The organism is Pseudomonas palmensis, assembly GCF_049942755.1.
In the GTDB taxonomy this organism is placed as follows: Bacteria; Pseudomonadota; Gammaproteobacteria; order Pseudomonadales; family Pseudomonadaceae; genus Aquipseudomonas; species Aquipseudomonas palmensis.
In genome coordinates this window covers 2,825,529-2,844,936 of sequence record NZ_CP187958.1, presented here as the reverse complement: position 1 = coordinate 2,844,936, position 19,408 = coordinate 2,825,529, and the positions used below count along the sequence as shown (strand labels likewise).

The window sequence follows — 19,408 nt, the reverse complement described above, 5'->3', positions numbered from 1 at the left end:
CCTTGCCGGCGAATGGAACACCGCGCAGGGTCGGATCCCACAGTGTAGTGCGCCCTTCGCGCAAGGCCGCCCTACAGGCCCGGGGCCAGCAACAGGTTCGGCGCCAGCCGCTGGTAGCCCTCCTGATCCAGGCGCATGTCCAGTGCCAGGCTGGCCAGGTCCGCCGACAGGGCCTCCGATTGCGCATCGCTTTCAAGGTAGACCAGCTTCAGGTAACTGTGGCATTCGAGGCAGCATTCGGCCCGCAACGGCGCCTGCCCGGCGACATGGCGGTCATCCTCCAGGCTGAAGTACTGCAAGCCCTTGCTTTGCTCGCAATACACGCACTTGACCCGCACCGCATGCCATTCACAGGCACACAACGCACACACCAGGTAGCGCAGGCCGTTGTACTTGCCGCGGTGGCGGATTACCCCCGCCATCGCCGGCGAACCACATGCCGGGCACTGCCCCAGGCTGTCGCCGGGCTTGAGTTCGACGCCGGGCATGGCCAGCAGCCAATGGCTCCACGCCGCCTGCAGCGCGGCCCCCAGAAACGGCACCAGCGCCGCCGGCACCGCGCTGTACTGCCCGCCCAGCAGTGCCAGCGCCCACACCATGCGCTGCCCTGCCCCGGCCTCGCGCAATTGCGTCTGGGCCTGATGCGCCAGCGGCGAAGACGCCTCGTAGCGTTGCAACAGGGCATCCAGCCAGCCCTGCCAGGCGCCCTCGCGCACCAGGCTGTCGGCGGCCAGGGGCGCCAGGCCGTGGGTCACGCACAGTTGCAGGCGCTGCGGGTCGGGCATGGCCGCTGCCGGCGGGTTGTCCAGCAACCCCTGCTGCACGCGGCACAACCCGGCCACGAAGCGCAGGTAGTCGCCCAGCGCATGCCCCTCGGCCAGCAGGTCGAGGCGTTCGGCACGCAGCGCAAACAGCTGGGGCGGTGGCGGGTGCAGAAACGGCGGCGAACTGGCCGACGCCTGGATCTGATCGGGTTCCATCACGGTACTCAAGGCTTGGCTCCTTTGTGCGTGTCGGGCCGCTCGTCCCGAGTGACCTCCCGGTACCATAGCGCATGGTGCTTGCGCGCCCACGCGCGGCTGACCCAGCCATGCAGCATGGCGCTGACCGAGCCCTTGATCCAGATGCCGGCATAGATGTGCACGATGATGCTCAGCACCAGCACGAAGCCGGCCAGGGCATGCAGCAGGGTGGCCAGGCGAATGGTGTCGATACCGAAGTACGCGCTGAAGTAGGCACGCCAGATCACCACGCCACTCACCAGCAGCACCAGCATGCACGCCAGCAGGGTCCAGAACAGCAGCTTCTGCCCGGCGTTGTACTTGCCCACCGGTGGTACGCCCTCCTCGTTGCGGATCACCCGGTCGACCCGGCGCAGCCACTGCCGGTCGGTGGCGGTGATGAAGTTGGCTCGCCAGAAGCGCAGCACCAGCCCCAGGAACAGCACGAACATCAGCACGCCCATGAACGGGTGCAGGATGCGTGTCCACGGCCCGCCGCCGAACAGGTGGCTGAGCCAGAACACCGCCGGGTGAAACAGCGCCAGCCCCGACAGTGCCGCCATGAAGAACAGAATCGCCACCAGCCAGTGGTTGGTGCGCTCGTTGGCGGTGTAACGCAGTATCGGCTTGTGCTTCATGGCCGTTGCTCCCCTGGTGCGGTGGGCTTGCCCGGGTCATACACATGCACCGACGGGTCGACCTGATGCACGCTGGTGTCAGGATGCTCGTCATCCTCTTCCTCGACCCGCTGCGGGCCGATGCGTACGTAGTGGAAGAACCCGGCCAGCACCGCCGCACCCATGGCCAGCAGCGCCAGCGGTTTGCTCACGCCCTTCCACAGCCCGACCAGCGGGCTGATCACCGGGTTGTCGGGCAGCCCCGCGTACACGCGCGGCGTGTCGGCGTGGTGCAGCACGTACATCACATGGGTGCCACCCACGCCGTCCGGGTCGTACAGGCCGGCGTGCTCGAAGCCCCGCGACTTGAGGTCGACGATGCGTTCGGCGGCGTGCTCCTGCATGTCGGTCTTGCTGCCGAACACGATGGCGCCGGTGGGACAGGTCTTCACGCAGGCCGGCTCCAGCCCCACGGCCACGCGGTCGGAACACAGGGTGCACTTGTAGGCCTTGTGGTCCTTCTGCGAGATGCGCGGGATGTTGAACGGGCAGCCGGTGATGCAGTAGCCGCAGCCGATGCAGTGGTCCTGGTTGAAGTCGACGATGCCGTTGGCGTGCTTGATGATCGCCCCCGGGCTGGGACAGGCCTTGAGGCAGCCGGGGTCGGCGCAGTGCATGCAGCCGTCCTTGCGGATCAGCCACTCCAGGTTGCCGTCGGCGGTCTCGTGCTCGGTGAAGCGCATCAGCGTCCAGCTTTCAGCACTGAGGTCCTGCGGGTTGTCATAGGTGCCGTGGTTGTGACCCACCTCGTCGCGCAGCTCGTTCCATTCCGAACACGCCACCTGGCAGGCCTTGCAGCCGATGCACTTGGTGGTGTCGATCAGCTTGGCGACCTGCTCCTGCTGGCGCACCGAGGGGGGCAGCGTGGTGGTGGCCGAACGGGCAATGATGTCTTGGCTGGCCATCAGATTTTCTCCACGTTGACCAGGAACGACTTCGATTCCGGGGTCTGTGTATTGCCATCGCCGAGGAACGGCACCAGGGTGTTGGTCAGGTAGCCATGCCGCGTCAGCCCGGTGAAGCCCCAGTGCAGCGGGATACCGACCTGGTGCACGGTCTGGTTGTTGACCTGCAGCGGACGAATCCGCTTGGTGACGACCGCCACCGCCTCGATATGCCCACGCTTGCAACTCACCCGCACCCGGTCGCCGGCCTGGATACCCTTCTGCTGCGCCAGCACTTCACCGATCTCGACGAACTGCTCGGGCTGGGCGATGGCGTTCAGGCGCGCATGCTTGCTCCAGAAGTGAAAGTGCTCGGTCAGCCGGTAGGTGGTGGCCGCGTAGGGGTAGTCGTTGGCCTGGCCGAGGGTGTCCCACACCGAGTCGAAGATGCGTCCGGCCGGGTTGCTGGTGGCCTTCTTGTTGGTGGGGTGCAGCGGGTTGATCCCGATCGGCGTCTCGAAGGGTTCGTAGTGCTCGGGGAACGGGCCTTCGGCCATCTTGTCGACGGCGAAGAACCGGGCCACCCCTTCGGGGTTCATGATGAACGGGTTCATGCCCGCCTCGGGGGGCACGTCGGCCTTGTAGTCCGGGGTGTCGGTGCCGGTCCAGGCCTTGCCGTTCCACCATACCAGGCGTTTTTTCGGGTCCCAGGGCTGGCCTTGCGGAGTGGCCGAGGCACGGTTGTAGAGGATTCGCCGGTTCATCGGCCAGGCCCAGGCCCAGCCCAGGTTCTGCTTCATGCCATACGGGTCGCTGTTGTCGCGCCGAGCCATCTGGTTGCCCTGCTCGGTCCAGCTGCCGCAGAAGATCCAGCAGCCGGACGCGGTACTGCCATCGTCCTTGAGCTGGGCGAACCCCGACAGTTGCTGGCCGCCCTTGAGCGCGGCGCCGGTGGCATCGACCTGATCGGTCACGGCCACGCCGTTGAGCTCCCTGGCCAGCTCTTCGGGGGAGGGTTCATCGGCGACCTTGTACGGCCAGCTGAGGTTGAGCAGCGGTTCGGCAAACGCGCCACCCTCGGCGCGGTAGCGTTCACGCAGGCGCAGGAACAGGTCGCTCATGATGCGCACGTCGGTACGGGTTTCGCCCGGGCCGTCGGCGCCCTTCCAGTGCCACTGCAGCCAGCGGCTGCTGTTGACCAGCGAACCGTCCTCCTCGGCGAAGCAGGTGGTGGGCAGGCGGATGACCTCGGTGGCGATGTCGGCCGTGCTGACGTCGTTGTACGGCCCTGCGTTGCGCCAGAACTCCGAGGTTTCGGTGGCCAGCGGGTCCATCACCACCAGCCACTTGAGCTTGCTGAGCGCGGCAGTGACGCGGTTCTTGTCGGGCAGCGCGGCAATCGGGTTGAAGCCCTGGCACATGTAGCCGTGCACCTCGCCCCTGCCCATCATGTCGAACATCTTGAGCACGTCGTAGCCTGGGATGTCGAGCTTGGGCAGCCAGTCGTAGCCCCAGTGGTTCTCGGCAGTGGCGTTGGCGCCATACCAGGCCTTCATCAGACTGACGTGGAACTTGCCGTAGTTCTGCCAGTACGACAGCTGCCCTGGGCGCAGCGGCTTGAGGGCGCGCTTGGCGATATAGCCGTCGTAGTCCTGCTCGGCATCACCGGGCAGGGTCAGGTAGCCCGGCAAGGAGTTGGATAGCAGGCCCAGGTCGGTCAGGCCCTGGATGTTGGAGTGCCCGCGCAGGGCGTTGACCCCGCCACCCGGCATGCCTACGTTGCCCAGCAGCAGTTGCACCATCGCCGCGCTGCGGATGATCTGCGCGCCGATCGAATGCTGGGTCCAGCCCAGGGCATAGAGGATGGTCATGGTCTTGCCGGGTGTGGAGCAGGTGGCGATCTCTTCCCAGATCTTCTGCATGCTGGCCTGGGGCATGCCGCAGGTCATGCTGGCGAGCTCCGGGGTGTAGCGGCTGTAGTGCTGCTTCATCAGCTGGTAGACGCAGCGCGGGTCCTGCAGGGTCGGGTCGACCTTGGCGAAACCGTCTTCACCCAGTTCGTAGCCCCAACCGGACTTGTCGGCATAGGTACGCTTGGCCGCATCGTAGCCACTGAACAGCCCGTCCTCGAAGCCGAAGCCGGCTTTGACGATGAACGACACGTCGGTGTAGTTGCGCACGTACTCGTGCTGGATCTGGTCAGTGCTGAGCAGATAGTTGATCAGGCCGCCCATGAAGGCGATGTCGCTGCCGGTGCGAATCGGCGCGTAGTAATCGGCCACCGAGGCGGTACGGGTAAACCGTGGGTCGACCACGATCAGCCGCGCCTGGTTGTGCGCCTTGGCTTCGGTCACCCATTTGAAACCGCACGGGTGCGCTTCTGCTGCGTTGCCGCCCATCACCAGAATCAGGTTCGCGTTGGCGATATCGGTCCAGTGATTGGTCATGGCACCACGGCCGTACGTCGGGGCAAGACTTGCCACCGTCGGGCCGTGTCAGACACGCGCCTGGTTGTCGAACCCCAGCATGCCCAAACTGCGAATGACCTTGTGGGTCAGGTAGCCGGCTTCGCTGGAAGCCGCCGAGGCCGCGAGGAACCCGGTGCTGAGCCAGCGGTTGACGGTCTGGCCCTGGGCGTTCTTCTCGATGAAGTTGGCGTCGCGGTCGGCCTTGACCAGCTCGGCCACGCGGTCCATGGCCTCATCCCAGCTGACGCGCGTCCACTCGTTGCTGCCCGGCTTGCGCACCTGCGGGTACTGCAGGCGACTGGGGCTGTGGATAAAGTCCAGCAGGCCTGCACCTTTAGGGCACAGGGTGCCGCGGTTGACCGGGTGATCGGCGTCGCCTTCGACGTGGATGATGCTCTGCGCCACGTTCTTGCCCGCATCGCCCTGGCTGTACAGGATCAGGCCGCAGCCGACCGAGCAGTAGGGGCAGGTGTTGCGGGTTTCCTTGGTGCGGGCCAGCTTGAAGTGGCGTATCTGTTCGGCGAAGGCCGGCGCGGGGGCCATGCCCAGCGCCGCCAGGCTCGAACCTCCAAGGCCGATGGCGGCGACCTTGAAAAATTGCCGACGGTTGAGATCCATCGTGCACTCCTGATCAGGTGGTGGACGCGCGGAGCATTGCCGGCGTCTCGTGAACAGTCACGGTGGCGGCCACTGGGTGGTCGTCAATATTCACTCTAGCCAAGATCGGGCCAAGCACCATTAAAACGGATTATCGATGCGCGCAACGGGTGCATAATCGCCAGCCTGACCACCATCGCCAAGGGACTGCATGATGCAATTGGACAAGAACGGGTTGCCGCTGCTGGAGCAGTTTGGCGAAGAAGGTTTTGTGGACTGCGTGTTTCAGGTGCAGCACCTGATGCAGGATGACGTGCACTACCACTTTGACCTGCGTGCCGCGTTCGCCGGGCACTCGGTGGGTGTGCGGGCGCGGCTGCGGCGCGACGTGCAGCCGGGGTTCGATGGCGAGATGAACGTGATACAGGCGCACTTCTACAGCGACGGGCTCGAGATCTCGTCGCTGGGCCTGGAGACCGAGCGGTTCATCGAGGCGCTGGCACAGCTGTATGAAATCGAGCTGGTCGATGGCCCCGGGGCGGTCGGCGAGCGCTTCAGCGTGATTGCGCTGCACCAGGCGGACACCGGGCTTGAAGCGGGTGCGGTGCGCCTGAAGGTGTTCGGCAACGACCGTTCGGATTCGGCGCCAGGCAGCTACTACGAAAGCTTCTTCAATGTCGACCTGCCAGCCGGTCATGTGTACTGGAACGAGAAGGACGTGGAGTATCGCGCACCGATGCTCAATGCACTGGCCGGGCTGGTGGGCCAAGGCGTGGCCGCGGCGTGAGTGCTCACGGGCCGCTTCACCTCCTGGCGGCCCGCTAGAGGTACCGCGAGGCCCGCACGTGCGCTGAACATCGCAAGCGTGTCAGGGCCACCGCCCACCGAGGTTTCCCCAGAACGCAAAACGCCCGATGCTGCGCATCGGGCGTTTGTCTTGAAGCGCGGCGTTGGCCAGGGCTCAGAACGGGATGTCGTCATCGAAGCTGTCGAAGTCGGCAGCCGGCTGCGGCGCAGGCTGTTGCGGCGCAGGGCGCTGCTGAGGGGCCTGCTGTGGACGCTGCTGAGGCGCCTGCTGACGCGGGGCCTGGTTGTAGTTGTTGCCACCCTGCTGCGAACCGTCCTGGTTCTGCGGACGACCACCCAGCAGCTGCATGGTGCCCTGCATGTCGACGATGATCTCGGTGGTGTAACGCTTGATGCCGTCCTTTTCCCACTCGCGGGTCTGCAGCTTGCCCTCGATGTACACCTGCGAACCCTTGCGCAGGTACTCGCCGGCAATCTCGGCAACCTTGCCGAACATCGAAACACGGTGCCACTCGGTACGCTCGACCTTCTGGCCGGTCTGCTTGTCGGTCCACTGCTCGCTGGTGGCCAGGCTGAGGTTGGTCACCGCGTTGCCGTTGGGCAGGTGGCGAACTTCAGGGTCCTGGCCGCAAGTGCCGACCAAAATGACTTTGTTAACCCCACGGGCCATAACGTTCTCCTAGGCTTGGCACGCCGCGGGCGCCGGGTTTACCAGCAGCTCCAGGGCCGTACGATCCAAAATTTGTGTATCCAGTTTGATATAGATGGCGGCTTCCTCTGCCACCACCACTGCGTCGGTCACACCCGGCACGGCCTTGAGGCGCTCGGTCAAGCCCGCTTCGCGCATCGCTTCTGGCGACAACGGCAAGCGCAGGCTCGTCACGTAAGGTGGTTCGCGCATAGTAACAGCTATGGCCAACCAAAGGGCACAGAGGCCTGCGCACCCCAGGAAAACCACGCTCAAGCCGCCATGCTGGAACAACCAGCCACCCATGATCCCGCCCAGCGCCGCCCCCAGGAACTGGCTGGTGGAATACACCCCCATCGCCGTGCCCTTGCCACCGGCCGGCGACACCTTGCTGATCAGCGAAGGCAACGAGGCTTCGAGCAGGTTGAAGGCGGTGAAGAAGATCACCGTGCCGATCACCAGTGACTGCAGGCTGTTGCCCAGCTCCCAGAAAAACAGCTCTGTGAGCATGAGCACACTGACCGCGCCCAGCAGGACACGTTTCATCTTGCGCTTTTTTTCACCGTAGATGATGAACGGAATCATTGCGAAGAATGAAACCAGCAAGGCGGTGAGGTAGACCCACCAGTGCTCCTCTTTCGGCAACCCGCCACGCTCCACGAACGCCAGCGGCAAGGCGACGAAGCTGGCCATGAGGATGGCGTGCAGCACGAAGATGCCGACGTCCAGGCGCAGCAGGTCGGGGTGACGCAGGGTCGGCCCCAGGGCCTGCTTGGCCACGCCCGACTCGCGGTGCGCCAGCGGGCCGTTGGAGGCCGGCACCACGAAGGCGATCAGGCCGATGCCCACCACCGCCATCGCCGCGGTGGCCAGGAACAACCCCGACAGGCCGAAGGCCCGCGTTACCAGAGGCCCCACGACCATCGCCACGGCGAACGACAGGCCGATGCTCATCCCGATCATGGCCATGGCCTTGGTGCGGTGCTGTTCGCGGGTGAGGTCCGAGAGTAACGCCATGACCGCGGCGGAGATGGCGCCCGCACCCTGCAGGATACGCCCGGCGATCACGCCCCAGATCGAGTCGGCCTGCGCTGCCAGCACGCTGCCCAGGGCAAAGATCACCAGCCCCAGGTAGATCACCGGCCGACGGCCGATGCGGTCGGAAATGACCCCGAACGGAATCTGCAATACGGCCTGGGTCAGGCCATAGGCACCGATGGCCAGGCCGATAAGCGCCGGCGTGGCGCCCGCCAGGTCCATGCCATAGGTGGCCAGTACCGGCAGCACCATGAACATGCCCAGCATACGGAAGGCGAACACCATGGCCAGGCCGCCTGCGGCGCGGGTCTCGCTGCCGCTCATGCGTTCGCTGTGGGGATCGTGCATGGATAAACCTCGTGTGAACCGGCGGCGATTCTACCAGTCGGATCGGTTAACGGCATATACGCGACGCTTTGCCGCGTGGTGGCAGCGCGCCGTATACTCCTCCGTTTATGCCCGCCAAGCGAGGCCGCAGTGGACAAGATCCTGATACGTGGGGCACGTACCCACAACCTTAAGAACATCGACCTGACCCTGCCCCGGGACAAACTGATCGTCATCACCGGTCTGTCCGGGTCCGGCAAGTCATCGCTGGCGTTCGACACCCTGTACGCCGAAGGCCAGCGTCGCTACGTGGAATCGCTGTCGGCGTATGCCCGCCAGTTCCTGTCGATGATGGAAAAGCCAGACGTCGACACCATCGAGGGGCTGTCGCCGGCCATCTCGATCGAGCAGAAGTCGACCTCGCACAACCCGCGCTCGACCGTGGGCACCATCACCGAGATCTACGATTACCTGCGCCTGCTGTATGCCCGTGTGGGCACCCCACGCTGCCCCGACCACGACATCCCGCTCGAAGCCCAGACTGTCAGCCAGATGGTCGACCTGGTGCTGGCCCAGCCCGAGGGCAGCAAGCTGATGCTGCTGGCTCCCGTGATTCGCGAGCGCAAGGGCGAGCACCTGGCGGTGTTCGAAGAGCTGCGTGCCCAGGGCTTCGTGCGCGCACGGGTCAACGGCAAGCTGTACGAGCTGGACGAGTTGCCCAAGCTCGACAAGCAGAAGAAGCACAGCATCGATGTGGTGGTCGACCGCTTCAAGGTGCGCGACGACCTGCAGCAGCGCCTGGCCGAATCGTTCGAGACGGCCCTTAAGCTGGCCGATGGCATCGCCCTGGTGGCGCCGATGGACGACGAGCCGGGTGAAGAGATGATCTTCTCGGCGCGCTTCGCCTGCCCGATCTGCGGCCACGCGATCAGCGAGCTGGAGCCCAAGCTGTTCTCCTTCAACAACCCGGCCGGCGCCTGCCCGACCTGCGACGGCCTGGGCGTGAAGCAGTTCTTCGACATCAAGCGCCTGGTCAACGGCGAGCTGACCCTGGCCGAGGGCGCGATTCGCGGCTGGGACCGGCGCAATGTGTATTACTTCCAGATGCTCGGCTCGCTGGCCGCGCATTACGGGTTCAGCCTGGAGGTGCCGTTCAACGAGCTGCCGGCCGACCAGCAGAAGGTGATCCTGAACGGCAGTGGCAAGCACAACGTCGACTTCAAGTACCTCAACGACCGGGGCGATATCGTCAAGCGCTCGCACCCCTTCGAGGGCATCGTGCCGAACCTGGAGCGGCGCTACCGCGAGACCGAATCGGCCACCGTGCGTGAAGAGCTGGCCAAGTTCCTTAGTACCCAGCCCTGCCCCGACTGCCGCGGCACCCGCCTGCGCCGCGAGGCGCGCCATGTGTGGGTGGGCGAGAAGACCCTGCCGGCGGTTACCAACCTGCCAATCGGCGATGCCAGCGACTACTTCGGCGGCCTCAAGCTGACCGGGCGCCGTGGCGAGATCGCCGACAAGATCCTCAAGGAAATCTGCGAACGCCTGCAGTTTCTGGTGAACGTGGGCCTGGACTACCTGACGCTGGATCGCAGCGCCGATACCCTGTCGGGCGGCGAGGCCCAGCGTATCCGCCTGGCCAGCCAGATCGGCGCCGGCCTGGTGGGGGTGATGTACATTCTCGACGAGCCATCCATCGGCCTGCACCAGCGCGACAACGATCGCCTGCTGGGCACCCTCAATCACCTGCGCGACATCGGCAACACGGTGATCGTGGTGGAGCACGACGAGGACGCCATCCGCATGGCCGACTACGTGGTGGATATCGGCCCGGGCGCGGGCGTGCATGGCGGCCAGATCGTGGCCGAGGGCACCCCGGCCGAGGTGATGGCGCACCCGGACTCGCTGACCGGCAAGTACCTGTCGGGCCGCGTGAAGATCGCCGTGCCGGCCAAGCGCACCCCGCGCAACAAGAAGCTGTCGCTCAAGCTCAAGGGCGCACGCGGCAACAACCTGCAGAACGTCGACCTGGAGATCCCGATCGGCCTGCTGACCTGCGTGACCGGCGTGTCCGGTTCGGGCAAGTCGACGCTGATCAACAACACCCTGTTCCCGCTGGCGGCTACCGCGCTCAACGGTGCCAGCACGCTGGAAGCTGCGGCCCACGACAGCTGCGATGGCCTGCAGCACCTGGACAAGGTGGTGGATATCGACCAGAGCCCGATCGGGCGTACACCGCGCTCCAACCCGGCGACCTACACCGGGCTGTTCACGCCGATCCGCGAGCTGTTCAGCGGCGTGCCGGAGTCGCGCTCGCGCGGCTACGGGCCGGGGCGTTTCTCGTTCAACGTCAAGGGCGGGCGCTGCGAGGCGTGCCAGGGCGATGGCCTGATCAAGGTCGAGATGCACTTCCTGCCCGACATCTACGTGCCGTGCGACGTGTGCAAGAGCAAGCGCTACAACCGCGAAACGCTGGAGATCAAGTACAAGGGCAAGAACATCCACGAGGTGCTGGAAATGACCATCGAGGAAGCCCGCGAGTTCTTCGATGCGGTGCCGGCACTGGCGCGCAAGCTGCAGACGCTGATGGACGTGGGCCTGTCGTACATCAAGCTGGGCCAGTCGGCGACCACGCTGTCCGGTGGTGAGGCGCAGCGGGTCAAGCTGTCACGCGAGCTGTCCAAGCGCGATACTGGCAAGACGCTGTACATCCTCGATGAGCCGACCACTGGCCTGCACTTTGCCGATATCCAGCAACTGCTGGACGTGCTGCATCGCCTGCGTGACCACGGCAACACCGTGGTGGTGATCGAGCACAACCTGGACGTGATCAAGACCGCCGACTGGCTGGTGGACCTTGGGCCGGAAGGCGGCTCCAAGGGCGGACAGATCATCGCCTGCGGCACGCCGGAGGAGCTGGCCGAGATGAAGCAGTCGCACACGGGGTATTACCTCAAGCCGCTGCTGGCGCGCGACCGGGCCTGAACTGCAGGAGCCGGCCTTGCCGGCTCCTGCACAGCGGCATGCGGGCACAAAAAAAGGCCATCGGGTACACCCCGATGGCCTTGTTCGTTGCGCGGTGGATTACATCTGCGATTGCAGGTAGTTCTCCAGGCCCAGCGACTTGATCAGACCCTGCTGCTTCTCCAGCCAGTAGGTGTGATCTTCTTCGGTGTCGGCCAACTGCACACGCAGGATGTCACGGCTGACGTAGTCCTTGTGCAGCTCGCACAGCTCGATGCCTTTGCACAGCGCAGCGCGCACCTTGTACTCAAGGCGCAGGTCGGCGGCGATCATCTCGGGCACGGTGGTACCGATGTCCAGGTCGTCCGGGCGCATGCGCGGGGTGCCTTCGAGCATGAGAATGCGGCGCATCAGGGCGTCGGCGTGTTGTGCCTCTTCTTCCATCTCGTGGTTGATACGCTCGTAGAGCTTGCTGAAGCCCCAGTCTTCGTACATGCGCGAGTGGATGAAGTATTGGTCACGTGCCGCCAGTTCGCCCGTCAGCAACGTGTTGAGATAATCGATTACGTCCGGGTGACCTTGCATTGCCCTGACTCTCCCTGTGTGAAAGCCATAGTTTGAACCAGGATGACTGTAAGGTCACTGCAAATTGCGCTAAAACCGCTAAAAAAGTGGGTAAACAGTAGTCAATTGCATTGAAAAACCGCCCAGATGAGGGCGGTTCTTCTTATCACTTCGACTTAGGCCAGATTGAGACCCAATGCCTTTGCGATTCCCCCTCCGTAGGCCGGATCGGCCTTGAAGAAGTGCTGCAGCTGACGCTCCACCACATCGCGCGAGACGCTGGCCATGGTGCCGGCGATATTGGCGATCAGCAGCGCCTTCTGCTCATCGTTCATCAGGCGGAACAGCGCACCGGCGTGGCTGTAGTAGTCGGTGTCTTCACGATGATCGTAACGGTCTGCTGCGCCACCGAGGGCCAGTGCAGGCTCAGCGTACTGCGGGGCCTGCTTGGGTGCGTCGGCGTAGCTGTTGGGCTCGTAGTTGGGCGCCGCACCGCCGTTGCTGCCAAAAGCCATCGAACCATCGCGCTGGTAGCTGTTCACCGGGCTGCGTGGGGCGTTTACCGGCAGTTGCTGGTGGTTGGTACCCACACGGTAACGGTGAGCGTCTGCGTAGGCGAATACGCGGCCCTGCAGCATGCGGTCTGGCGACAGCCCCACACCGGGGATCATGTTGCTGGGGCCGAACGCGGCCTGCTCGACTTCGGCAAAGTAGTTGAGCGGGTTGCGGTTGAGCTCCAGTTCGCCCACCTCGATCAGCGGATAGTCCTTCTGCGACCAGGTCTTGGTCACGTCGAACGGGTTCTCGGCACGGCTGGCGGCCTCGGCTTCGCTCATAACCTGGATGCACACGCTCCATTTCGGGAAGTCACCGCGCTCGATCGCTTCGAACAGGTCGCGCTGGGCGTAATCCGGGTCGGTACCAGCCAGGCGGGCCGCCTCGGCAGGCGCCAGGTTCTTGATGCCCTGCTTGGTCTTGAAGTGCCACTTGACCCAGGTACGCTGGCCCTGTGCGTTGATCAGGCTGTAGGTGTGGCTGCCGAAACCGTGCATGTGACGGTAACCGTCCGGGATGCCGCGGTCGGAAAACAGGATGGTGACCTGGTGCAGCGATTCGGGCGAATGCGACCAGAAGTCCCACATCATCTGCGGGCTTTTCAGGTTGCTTTGAGGCAGGCGCTTCTGGGTGTGGATGAAGTCCGGGAACTTCAACGGATCACGGATGAAGAACACCGGCGTGTTGTTGCCCACGATGTCCCAGTTGCCTTCCTCGGTGTAGAACTTGAGTGCAAAACCCCGAGGGTCACGCTCGGTATCGGCCGAACCCCGCTCGCCACCCACGGTGGAGAAACGCAGGAAGGTCTCGGTCTGCTTGCCGACGCTGCTGAACAGCTTGGCGCAGGTGTACTGGGTGATATCGCGGCTGACGGTAAACGTGCCATAGGCACCCGACCCCTTGGCGTGTACACGGCGCTCAGGGATGTTCTCGCGGTTGAAGTGCGCAAGCTTTTCAATCAGGTGGAAGTCTTCCAGCAACAACGGACCCCGCGGGCCTGCCGAACGCGAGTTCTGGTTGTCGGCGACCGGCGCGCCACTGGCGGTGGTCAGCGTTTTGTTCTGGCTCATGCACTCTCTCCTTAATCAGACTTTTGCGGCCGGCTAATCGGCGTAGGCAGAAGTATCGACCAGGAACATGACACCATCAAATTCATTACATGACTGAGATCAATAGATTATTTCAATTCATACAGAAACAAAAAACCGGGCACTGGGCCCGGTTCCTTGTTACAGACTGTTCGCCTTACTCAGCAGCTTCAACCGAGCCACCAACAGGACGATCAACCAGCTCGACGTACGCCATAGGTGCGTTATCGCCAGCGCGGAAACCGCACTTGAGGATACGCAGGTAGCCGCCCTGACGGGTGGCATAGCGCTTGCCCAGATCGTTGAACAGCTTACCGACGATTTCTTTCGAACGGGTACGGTCGAAAGCCAGACGACGGTTAGCAACGCTGTCTTCCTTGGCCAGAGTGATCAGCGGCTCGGCAACGCGGCGCAGTTCCTTGGCTTTTGGCAGAGTAGTTTTGATCAGCTCGTGCTCGAACAGCGACACCGCCATGTTCTGGAACATGGCCTTACGGTGAGAGCTGGTACGGCTCAGGTGACGTCCACTTTTACGATGACGCATGGGTTCATTCCTTACCAAACACTACGTTCGGTGATTACGACGATCAGGCAGTCGCCTTGTCGTCCTTCTTAAGACTTGCAGGCGGCCAGTTGTCGAGGCGCATGCCGAGGGACAGACCACGGGAGGCCAGAACGTCCTTGATTTCGGTCAAGGATTTCTTGCCCAGGTTCGGAGTCTTCAACAGTTCTACTTCGGTACGCTGAATCAGGTCGCCGATGTAGTAAATGTTCTCCGCCTTAAGGCAGTTGGCCGAACGCACGGTCAATTCCAGATCGTCAACCGGACGAAGCAGGATCGGATCGATCTCGTCTTCCTGTTCGACTACCACTGGTTCGCTGTCACCCTTGAGGTCGACGAATGCAGCCAACTGCTGTTGCAGGATGGTTGCAGCACGACGGATTGCCTCTTCAGGATCCAGAGTACCGTTGGTTTCCAGATCAATAACCAGCTTGTCCAGGTTAGTACGCTGCTCGACACGGGCGTTTTCCACCACGTATGCGATACGGCGAACCGGGCTGAACGAAGAGTCGAGCTGCAAGCGACCAATGCTGCGGCTTTCGTCTTCATCGCTCTGACGCGAATCGGCCGGTTCATAACCACGACCACGAGCTACGGTGAGCTTCATGTTCAAGGCGCCATTGGACGCCAGGTTAGCGATTACGTGATCGGGGTTAACGATCTCGACATCATGATCCAGCTGAATATCGGCAGCGGTAACCACCCCCGAACCCTTCTTCGACAAGGTCAGCGTAACTTCGTCACGACCGTGCAGTTTGATAGCCAGGCCTTTCAGGTTCAACAGGATTTCAATGACGTCTTCCTGAACACCTTCGATGGCGGAGTACTCGTGGAGTACACCGTCGATCTCGGCCTCGACTACTGCACAGCCAGGCATGGAGGACAACAGGATGCGGCGCAGCGCGTTGCCCAGGGTATGGCCAAAACCACGCTCGAGAGGCTCGAGAGTGATTTTAGCGCGGGTTGGACTGACGACCTGCACATCGATGTGGCGGGGCGTCAGGAACTCATTTACCGAAATCTGCATGGATGCACCTATTTTCTAGCCCTTACTTGGAGTAGAGCTCGACAATCAGGCTTTCGTTGATGTCGGCAGACAGATCACTGCGAGCAGGAACGTTCTTGAAAACGCCCGACTTCTTCGCGGTGTCTACATCTACCCACTCAACGCGGCCACGCTGGGCGCACAGTTCAAGGGCTTGAACAATGCGCAGCTGGTTCAGCGACTTCTCGCGAACCGCGACCACGTCACCCGGACGAACTTGGTAGGACGGAACGTTTACAGTCTTGCCGTTAACGCTGATCGCTTTGTGCGAAACCAGCTGACGGGATTCGGCACGAGTAGCGCCAAAGCCCATACGATAAACGACGTTATCCAGACGGCATTCGAGCAGTTGCAGCAGGTTCTCACCAGTAGCGCCCTTCGAGGAGGCCGCTTGCTTGTAGTAACCGCTGAACTGACGCTCGAGCACGCCGTAGATACGACGGACTTTTTGCTTTTCACGCAGCTGGGTGCCGTAGTCGGACTGACGACCGCGGCGCTGACCGTGAATACCTGGGGCTGCTTCGATGTTGCACTTCGATTCCAGAGCGCGAACGCCGCTCTTCAGGAACAGATCGGTGCCTTCACGACGAGACAGTTTGCATTTTGGACCAATGTAACGTGCCATTTATCTGTCTCCTGATTACACGCGGCGCTTCTTCGGCGGACGGCACCCGTTATGCGGGATTGGCGTCACGTCGGTGATGCTGGCGATCTTGTAGCCACAGCCGTTCAGAGCACGAACAGCGGACTCACGACCTGGACCTGGACCCTTGACGTTGACGTCGAGGTTCTTCAGACCATATTCCAGCGCAGCTTGACCAGCACGCTCAGCAGCTACTTGAGCAGCGAACGGGGTGGACTTGCGGGAACCGCGGAAACCCGAACCGCCGGAGGTAGCCCAGGACAGGGCGTTACCTTGACGATCGGTAATGGTCACGATGGTGTTGTTAAAGGACGCATGGATGTGGGCGATGCCATCAACCACTGTCTTTTTAACTTTTTTACGAGGACGAGCAGCAGGTTTTGCCATGTCTATATTCCTGTCGATTCGCTGGTGCGATTACTTGCGGATCGGCTTACGCGGACCTTTACGGGTACGCGCGTTGGTCTTGGTACGCTGACCGCGTACTGGCAGACCCCGACGATGACGCAGGCCGCGGTAGCAACCCAGGTCCATCAACCGCTTGATTTTCATGTTGATGTCGCGACGCAGGTCACCTTCAGTGGTGAACTTCGCAACTTCGCTACGCAGCTGTTCAATCTGCTCGTCGCTCAGATCTTTGATCTTCACGGCTGGGTTGACCCCAGTGTCTGCACAGATTTTCTGTGCAGTTGTGCGACCGACACCATAGATGTAGGTCAGCGAGATAACAGTGTGCTTGTTATCTGGAATGTTAACGCCTGCAATACGGGCCATTCAGTGGGACTCCAATTGACAGCTACCTACGCCCCGGAAGCCAAGAAATAGGGCGCGAGATAATATCGCTGTAGAAACAAATAATCAACCCAGCAGCGCACTAGCTGCTGGGTTTGAAGCACAGATCACACTCAGCCTTGGCGCTGCTTGTGACGTGGTTCCGCGCTGCAAATCACTCGCACAACACCTTCGCGGCGAATAATTTTGCAGTTACGGCACAGCTTTTTCACCGATGCACGAACTTTCATCACCAACTCCTCGAACCTTAAGGGTCTCTCAGCGCAGCATTCCGCTGCCACCGTAGCCTTTCAGGTTGGCTTTCTTCATCAGGGATTCGTACTGGTGCGAAACGAGGTGCGATTGTACTTGGGACATGAAGTCCATCACAACCACTACCACAATCAGCAACGAGGTCCCGCCAAGGTAGAACGGAACGTTTGCCGCTACCACCAGGAACTGGGGCAACAGACACACGGCCGTCATATAAAGAGCACCGAACATGGTCAAGCGGGTCAGAACGCCATCAATGTAGCGCGCCGACTGCTCGCCTGGACGGATGCCCGGAATAAAGGCACCGGACTTCTTCAGGTTTTCCGCTACGTCTTTCGGATTGAACATCAACGCCGTATAGAAGAAGCAGAAGAAAATAATCCCTGCACTAAACAGCAGAATATTCAACGGCTGACCAGGAGCGATCGACTGCGAGATGTCCTGCAGCCAGCCCATACCTTCAGACTGACCAAACCAGGCACCCAGCGAAGCCGGGAACAGCAAAATGCTGCTTGCGAAAATGGCTGGGATGACCCCGGCCATGTTCACCTTCAGCGGCAAGTGGCTAGTCTGCGCAGCGAAGACCTTGCGGCCCTGCTGACGCTTGGCGTAGTGAACGGCGATTCGACGCTGACCACGCTCAATGAACACCACAAAACCGATAATCGCTACTGCCAGCAAACCGATAGCGACCAGAGCGAAAATGTTGATATCGCCCGTACGTGCAGACTCGAAAGACTGCCCGATTGCTCTCGGAAGACCGGCGACGATACCTGCGAAAATCAACATCGAGATACCGTTGCCTACACCGCGCTCCGTGATTTGCTCACCCAGCCACATCATGAACATCGCACCCGCCACAAACGTGGAGACAGCGACGAAATGGAAGCCAAAGTCAGCAGAAAACGCTACACCCTGACCGGCCAGGCCGATGGACATGCCAACAGCCTGGACCAGCGCCAGGATAACGGTGCCGTAGCGGGTGTACTGGCTGATCTTGCGACGGCCAGCTTCACCTTCCTTCTTCAACTGCTCCAGCTGCGGGCTGACGGCGGTCATCAGCTGCATGATGATCGATGCCGAAATGTACGGCATGATCCCCAGTGCAAAGATGCTCATCCGTTCCAGCGCGCCGCCGGAAAACATGTTGAACAAGCTAAGAATGGTCCCCTCATTCTGTCGAAACAGTTCCGCCAGCCGGTCCGGGTTGATGCCTGGAACTGGGATGTGTGCGCCTATCCGATAGACGATGATCGCCAGAAACAGAAAACGCAGACGAGCCCAAAGTTCAGACATCCCGCCTTTACCGAGCGAAGAGAGAGCACCTTGCTTAGCCATTTATTCCTCGAACTTGCCGCCAGCTGCTTCGATAGCCGCACGCGCACCTTTGGTGGCTGCGATACCCTTGATGGTGACCGCGCGAGTAACTTCGCCGGACAGCATGATTTTCACACGCTGTACGTTTTGGTTAATCACGTTGGCATCCTTCAAGGATTGCACGGTGACAACGTCGCCTTCCACTTTGGCCAACTCGGACAGACGCACTTCTGCGCGGTCCATGGCTTTCAGGGAAACGAAGCCGAATTTCGGCAGACGACGGTGCAGCGGCTGTTGACCGCCTTCAAAGCCTGGAGCGATGGTGCCACCGGAGCGGGAGGTCTGACCTTTGTGGCCGCGGCCACCGGTCTTGCCCAAACCACTACCGATACCACGACCCGGACGATGCTTCTCGCGACGGGAACCCGGCGCTGGACTCAGATCATTGAGTTTCATCGATTAACCCTCGACGCGCAGCATGTAGTAAGCCTTGTTGATCATCCCGCGATTCTCGGGAGTATCCAGGACTTCTACAGTGTGACCGATGCGGCGCAGACCCAGACCCTTAACACACAGTTTGTGGTTAGGGAGACGGCCGGCGGTGCTTTTGATCAGCGTTACTTTGACGGTAGCCATGATCAGCGGATCTCCTCGACGCTCTTGCCGCGCTTGGCAGCAATGGATTCAGGAGATTGCATAGCCTTCAGACCCTTGAAAGTGGCATGAACCACGTTCACTGGGTTGGTCGAGCCGTAGCACTTGGCCAGGACGTTCTGAACGCCAGCAACTTCCAGGACAGCACGCATCGCGCCACCGGCGATGATACCGGTACCGTCGGAAGCAGGCTGCATGTACACCTTCGAAGCGCCATGGGCGGACTTGGTGGCGTACTGCAGAGTGGTGCCGTTCAGGTCTACCTGAATCATGTTGCGACGGGCAGCTTCCATGGCTTTCTGGATCGCAGCAGGTACTTCGCGCGATTTGCCACGGCCGAAACCAACGCGACCCTTGCCATCACCTACCACGGTCAACGCGGTGAAAGTGAAGATACGGCCGCCTTTTACGGTTTTGGCTACGCGGTTAACTTGAACCAGCTTCTCGATGTAGCCTTCGTCGCGCTTTTGATCGTTATTTGACAT

At 61.8% G+C, this 19,408-nt stretch carries 20 protein-coding genes; 2 read left to right on the top strand and 18 right to left on the bottom strand.

All coding sequences use genetic code 11. From position 1 onward, the window contains the following. Positions 1-71: 71 nt before the first annotated feature. From fdhE to fdnG, 4 genes are read right to left on the bottom strand one after another with little or no spacing between them, the layout of a single operon-like run. On the bottom strand, positions 72-992 hold the full coding sequence (gene fdhE, locus ACPRTJ_RS13095) for a formate dehydrogenase accessory protein FdhE (RefSeq protein WP_088514372.1): 921 nt from the start codon (positions 990-992) through the stop codon (positions 72-74). Then, a complete protein-coding gene (locus ACPRTJ_RS13090; protein WP_426429010.1) occupies positions 989-1,639 on the bottom strand; it encodes a formate dehydrogenase subunit gamma in 651 nt (216 codons plus the stop codon). Before ACPRTJ_RS13090 ends, fdhE begins: the two co-directional genes overlap by 4 nt. Further along, positions 1,636-2,583: a formate dehydrogenase subunit beta gene (fdxH, locus tag ACPRTJ_RS13085; RefSeq protein ID WP_043861915.1), complete on the bottom strand. Its 948-nt coding sequence runs from the start codon at positions 2,581-2,583 to the stop codon at positions 1,636-1,638. The genes ACPRTJ_RS13090 and fdxH overlap by 4 nt, the downstream gene beginning before the upstream one ends. After that, positions 2,583-5,648 (bottom strand): formate dehydrogenase-N subunit alpha, encoded by a 3,066-nt coding sequence (gene fdnG / locus ACPRTJ_RS13080; RefSeq protein ID WP_426429009.1) that lies wholly within the window; start codon positions 5,646-5,648, stop codon positions 2,583-2,585. The genes fdxH and fdnG overlap by 1 nt, the downstream gene beginning before the upstream one ends. A 193-nt stretch (positions 5,649-5,841) precedes the next feature. Between fdnG and ACPRTJ_RS13075 the strand changes: the two genes are divergently transcribed. Beyond that, positions 5,842-6,414 carry a hypothetical protein gene (locus ACPRTJ_RS13075; RefSeq protein WP_052504272.1) on the top strand — a complete coding sequence of 191 codons (573 nt, stop codon included), beginning with the start codon at positions 5,842-5,844 and terminating at the stop codon, positions 6,412-6,414. A 174-nt stretch (positions 6,415-6,588) separates the two neighbouring features. Here ACPRTJ_RS13075 and ACPRTJ_RS13070 read toward each other — a convergent pair whose 3' ends face one another. Beyond that, a complete protein-coding gene (locus tag ACPRTJ_RS13070) occupies positions 6,589-7,104 on the bottom strand; it encodes a single-stranded DNA-binding protein (RefSeq protein ID WP_043861918.1) in 516 nt (171 codons plus the stop codon). A 9-nt stretch (positions 7,105-7,113) separates the two neighbouring features. Beyond that, positions 7,114-8,508, bottom strand: coding sequence for an MFS transporter (locus ACPRTJ_RS13065; protein ID WP_043861919.1), 1,395 nt, complete (start codon positions 8,506-8,508; stop codon positions 7,114-7,116). Between the two features lie 129 nt (positions 8,509-8,637). On the opposite strand from ACPRTJ_RS13065, the gene uvrA reads away from it, so the two are divergent. Further along, entirely contained in the window at positions 8,638-11,472 is a 2,835-nt protein-coding gene (gene uvrA, locus ACPRTJ_RS13060; RefSeq protein ID WP_043861920.1) for an excinuclease ABC subunit UvrA, read from the top strand. Between the two features lie 99 nt (positions 11,473-11,571). On the opposite strand, the gene bfr is transcribed toward uvrA, so the two are convergent. The 12 genes from bfr to rpsE all read right to left on the bottom strand — a co-directional run bounded on the left by bfr (position 11,572) and on the right by rpsE (position 19,408). Continuing rightward, a complete protein-coding gene (gene bfr / locus ACPRTJ_RS13055) occupies positions 11,572-12,036 on the bottom strand; it encodes a bacterioferritin (RefSeq protein ID WP_043861921.1) in 465 nt (154 codons plus the stop codon). A gap of 155 nt (positions 12,037-12,191) precedes the next feature. Then, positions 12,192-13,640 carry a catalase gene (locus tag ACPRTJ_RS13050; RefSeq protein WP_043861922.1) on the bottom strand — a complete coding sequence of 483 codons (1,449 nt, stop codon included), beginning with the start codon at positions 13,638-13,640 and terminating at the stop codon, positions 12,192-12,194. A gap of 175 nt (positions 13,641-13,815) precedes the next feature. Further along, the gene (gene rplQ, locus ACPRTJ_RS13045; protein WP_002555463.1) at positions 13,816-14,202 is read right to left on the bottom strand and encodes a 50S ribosomal protein L17; all 387 of its coding nucleotides are present in this window, start codon (positions 14,200-14,202) and stop codon (positions 13,816-13,818) included. A gap of 43 nt (positions 14,203-14,245) precedes the next feature. Continuing rightward, positions 14,246-15,247 (bottom strand): DNA-directed RNA polymerase subunit alpha, encoded by a 1,002-nt coding sequence (locus ACPRTJ_RS13040; RefSeq protein ID WP_003186012.1) that lies wholly within the window; start codon positions 15,245-15,247, stop codon positions 14,246-14,248. A gap of 22 nt (positions 15,248-15,269) precedes the next feature. Beyond that, complete coding sequence (rpsD, locus tag ACPRTJ_RS13035) at positions 15,270-15,890, bottom strand: 30S ribosomal protein S4 (RefSeq protein WP_043861923.1); 621 nt, start codon at positions 15,888-15,890, stop codon at positions 15,270-15,272. Positions 15,891-15,905: 15 nt separating this feature from the next. Next, positions 15,906-16,295: a 30S ribosomal protein S11 gene (gene rpsK / locus ACPRTJ_RS13030; protein ID WP_002555466.1), complete on the bottom strand. Its 390-nt coding sequence runs from the start codon at positions 16,293-16,295 to the stop codon at positions 15,906-15,908. A gap of 30 nt (positions 16,296-16,325) precedes the next feature. Beyond that, entirely contained in the window at positions 16,326-16,682 is a 357-nt protein-coding gene (rpsM, locus tag ACPRTJ_RS13025) for a 30S ribosomal protein S13 (protein ID WP_043861924.1), read from the bottom strand. Positions 16,683-16,813: 131 nt separating this feature from the next. Beyond that, positions 16,814-16,930 carry a 50S ribosomal protein L36 gene (gene rpmJ / locus ACPRTJ_RS13020; RefSeq protein ID WP_002555468.1) on the bottom strand — a complete coding sequence of 39 codons (117 nt, stop codon included), beginning with the start codon at positions 16,928-16,930 and terminating at the stop codon, positions 16,814-16,816. A 28-nt stretch (positions 16,931-16,958) separates the two neighbouring features. Continuing rightward, the gene (gene secY / locus ACPRTJ_RS13015; RefSeq protein WP_043861925.1) at positions 16,959-18,290 is read right to left on the bottom strand and encodes a preprotein translocase subunit SecY; all 1,332 of its coding nucleotides are present in this window, start codon (positions 18,288-18,290) and stop codon (positions 16,959-16,961) included. Continuing rightward, on the bottom strand, positions 18,291-18,725 hold the full coding sequence (gene rplO / locus ACPRTJ_RS13010; RefSeq protein ID WP_010220318.1) for a 50S ribosomal protein L15: 435 nt from the start codon (positions 18,723-18,725) through the stop codon (positions 18,291-18,293). It abuts the gene before it with no gap. 3 nt (positions 18,726-18,728) lie between these two features. Then, positions 18,729-18,905: a 50S ribosomal protein L30 gene (rpmD, locus tag ACPRTJ_RS13005; protein WP_010220317.1), complete on the bottom strand. Its 177-nt coding sequence runs from the start codon at positions 18,903-18,905 to the stop codon at positions 18,729-18,731. Positions 18,906-18,907: 2 nt separating this feature from the next. After that, positions 18,908-19,408: a 30S ribosomal protein S5 gene (gene rpsE, locus ACPRTJ_RS13000; RefSeq protein WP_043861926.1), complete on the bottom strand. Its 501-nt coding sequence runs from the start codon at positions 19,406-19,408 to the stop codon at positions 18,908-18,910.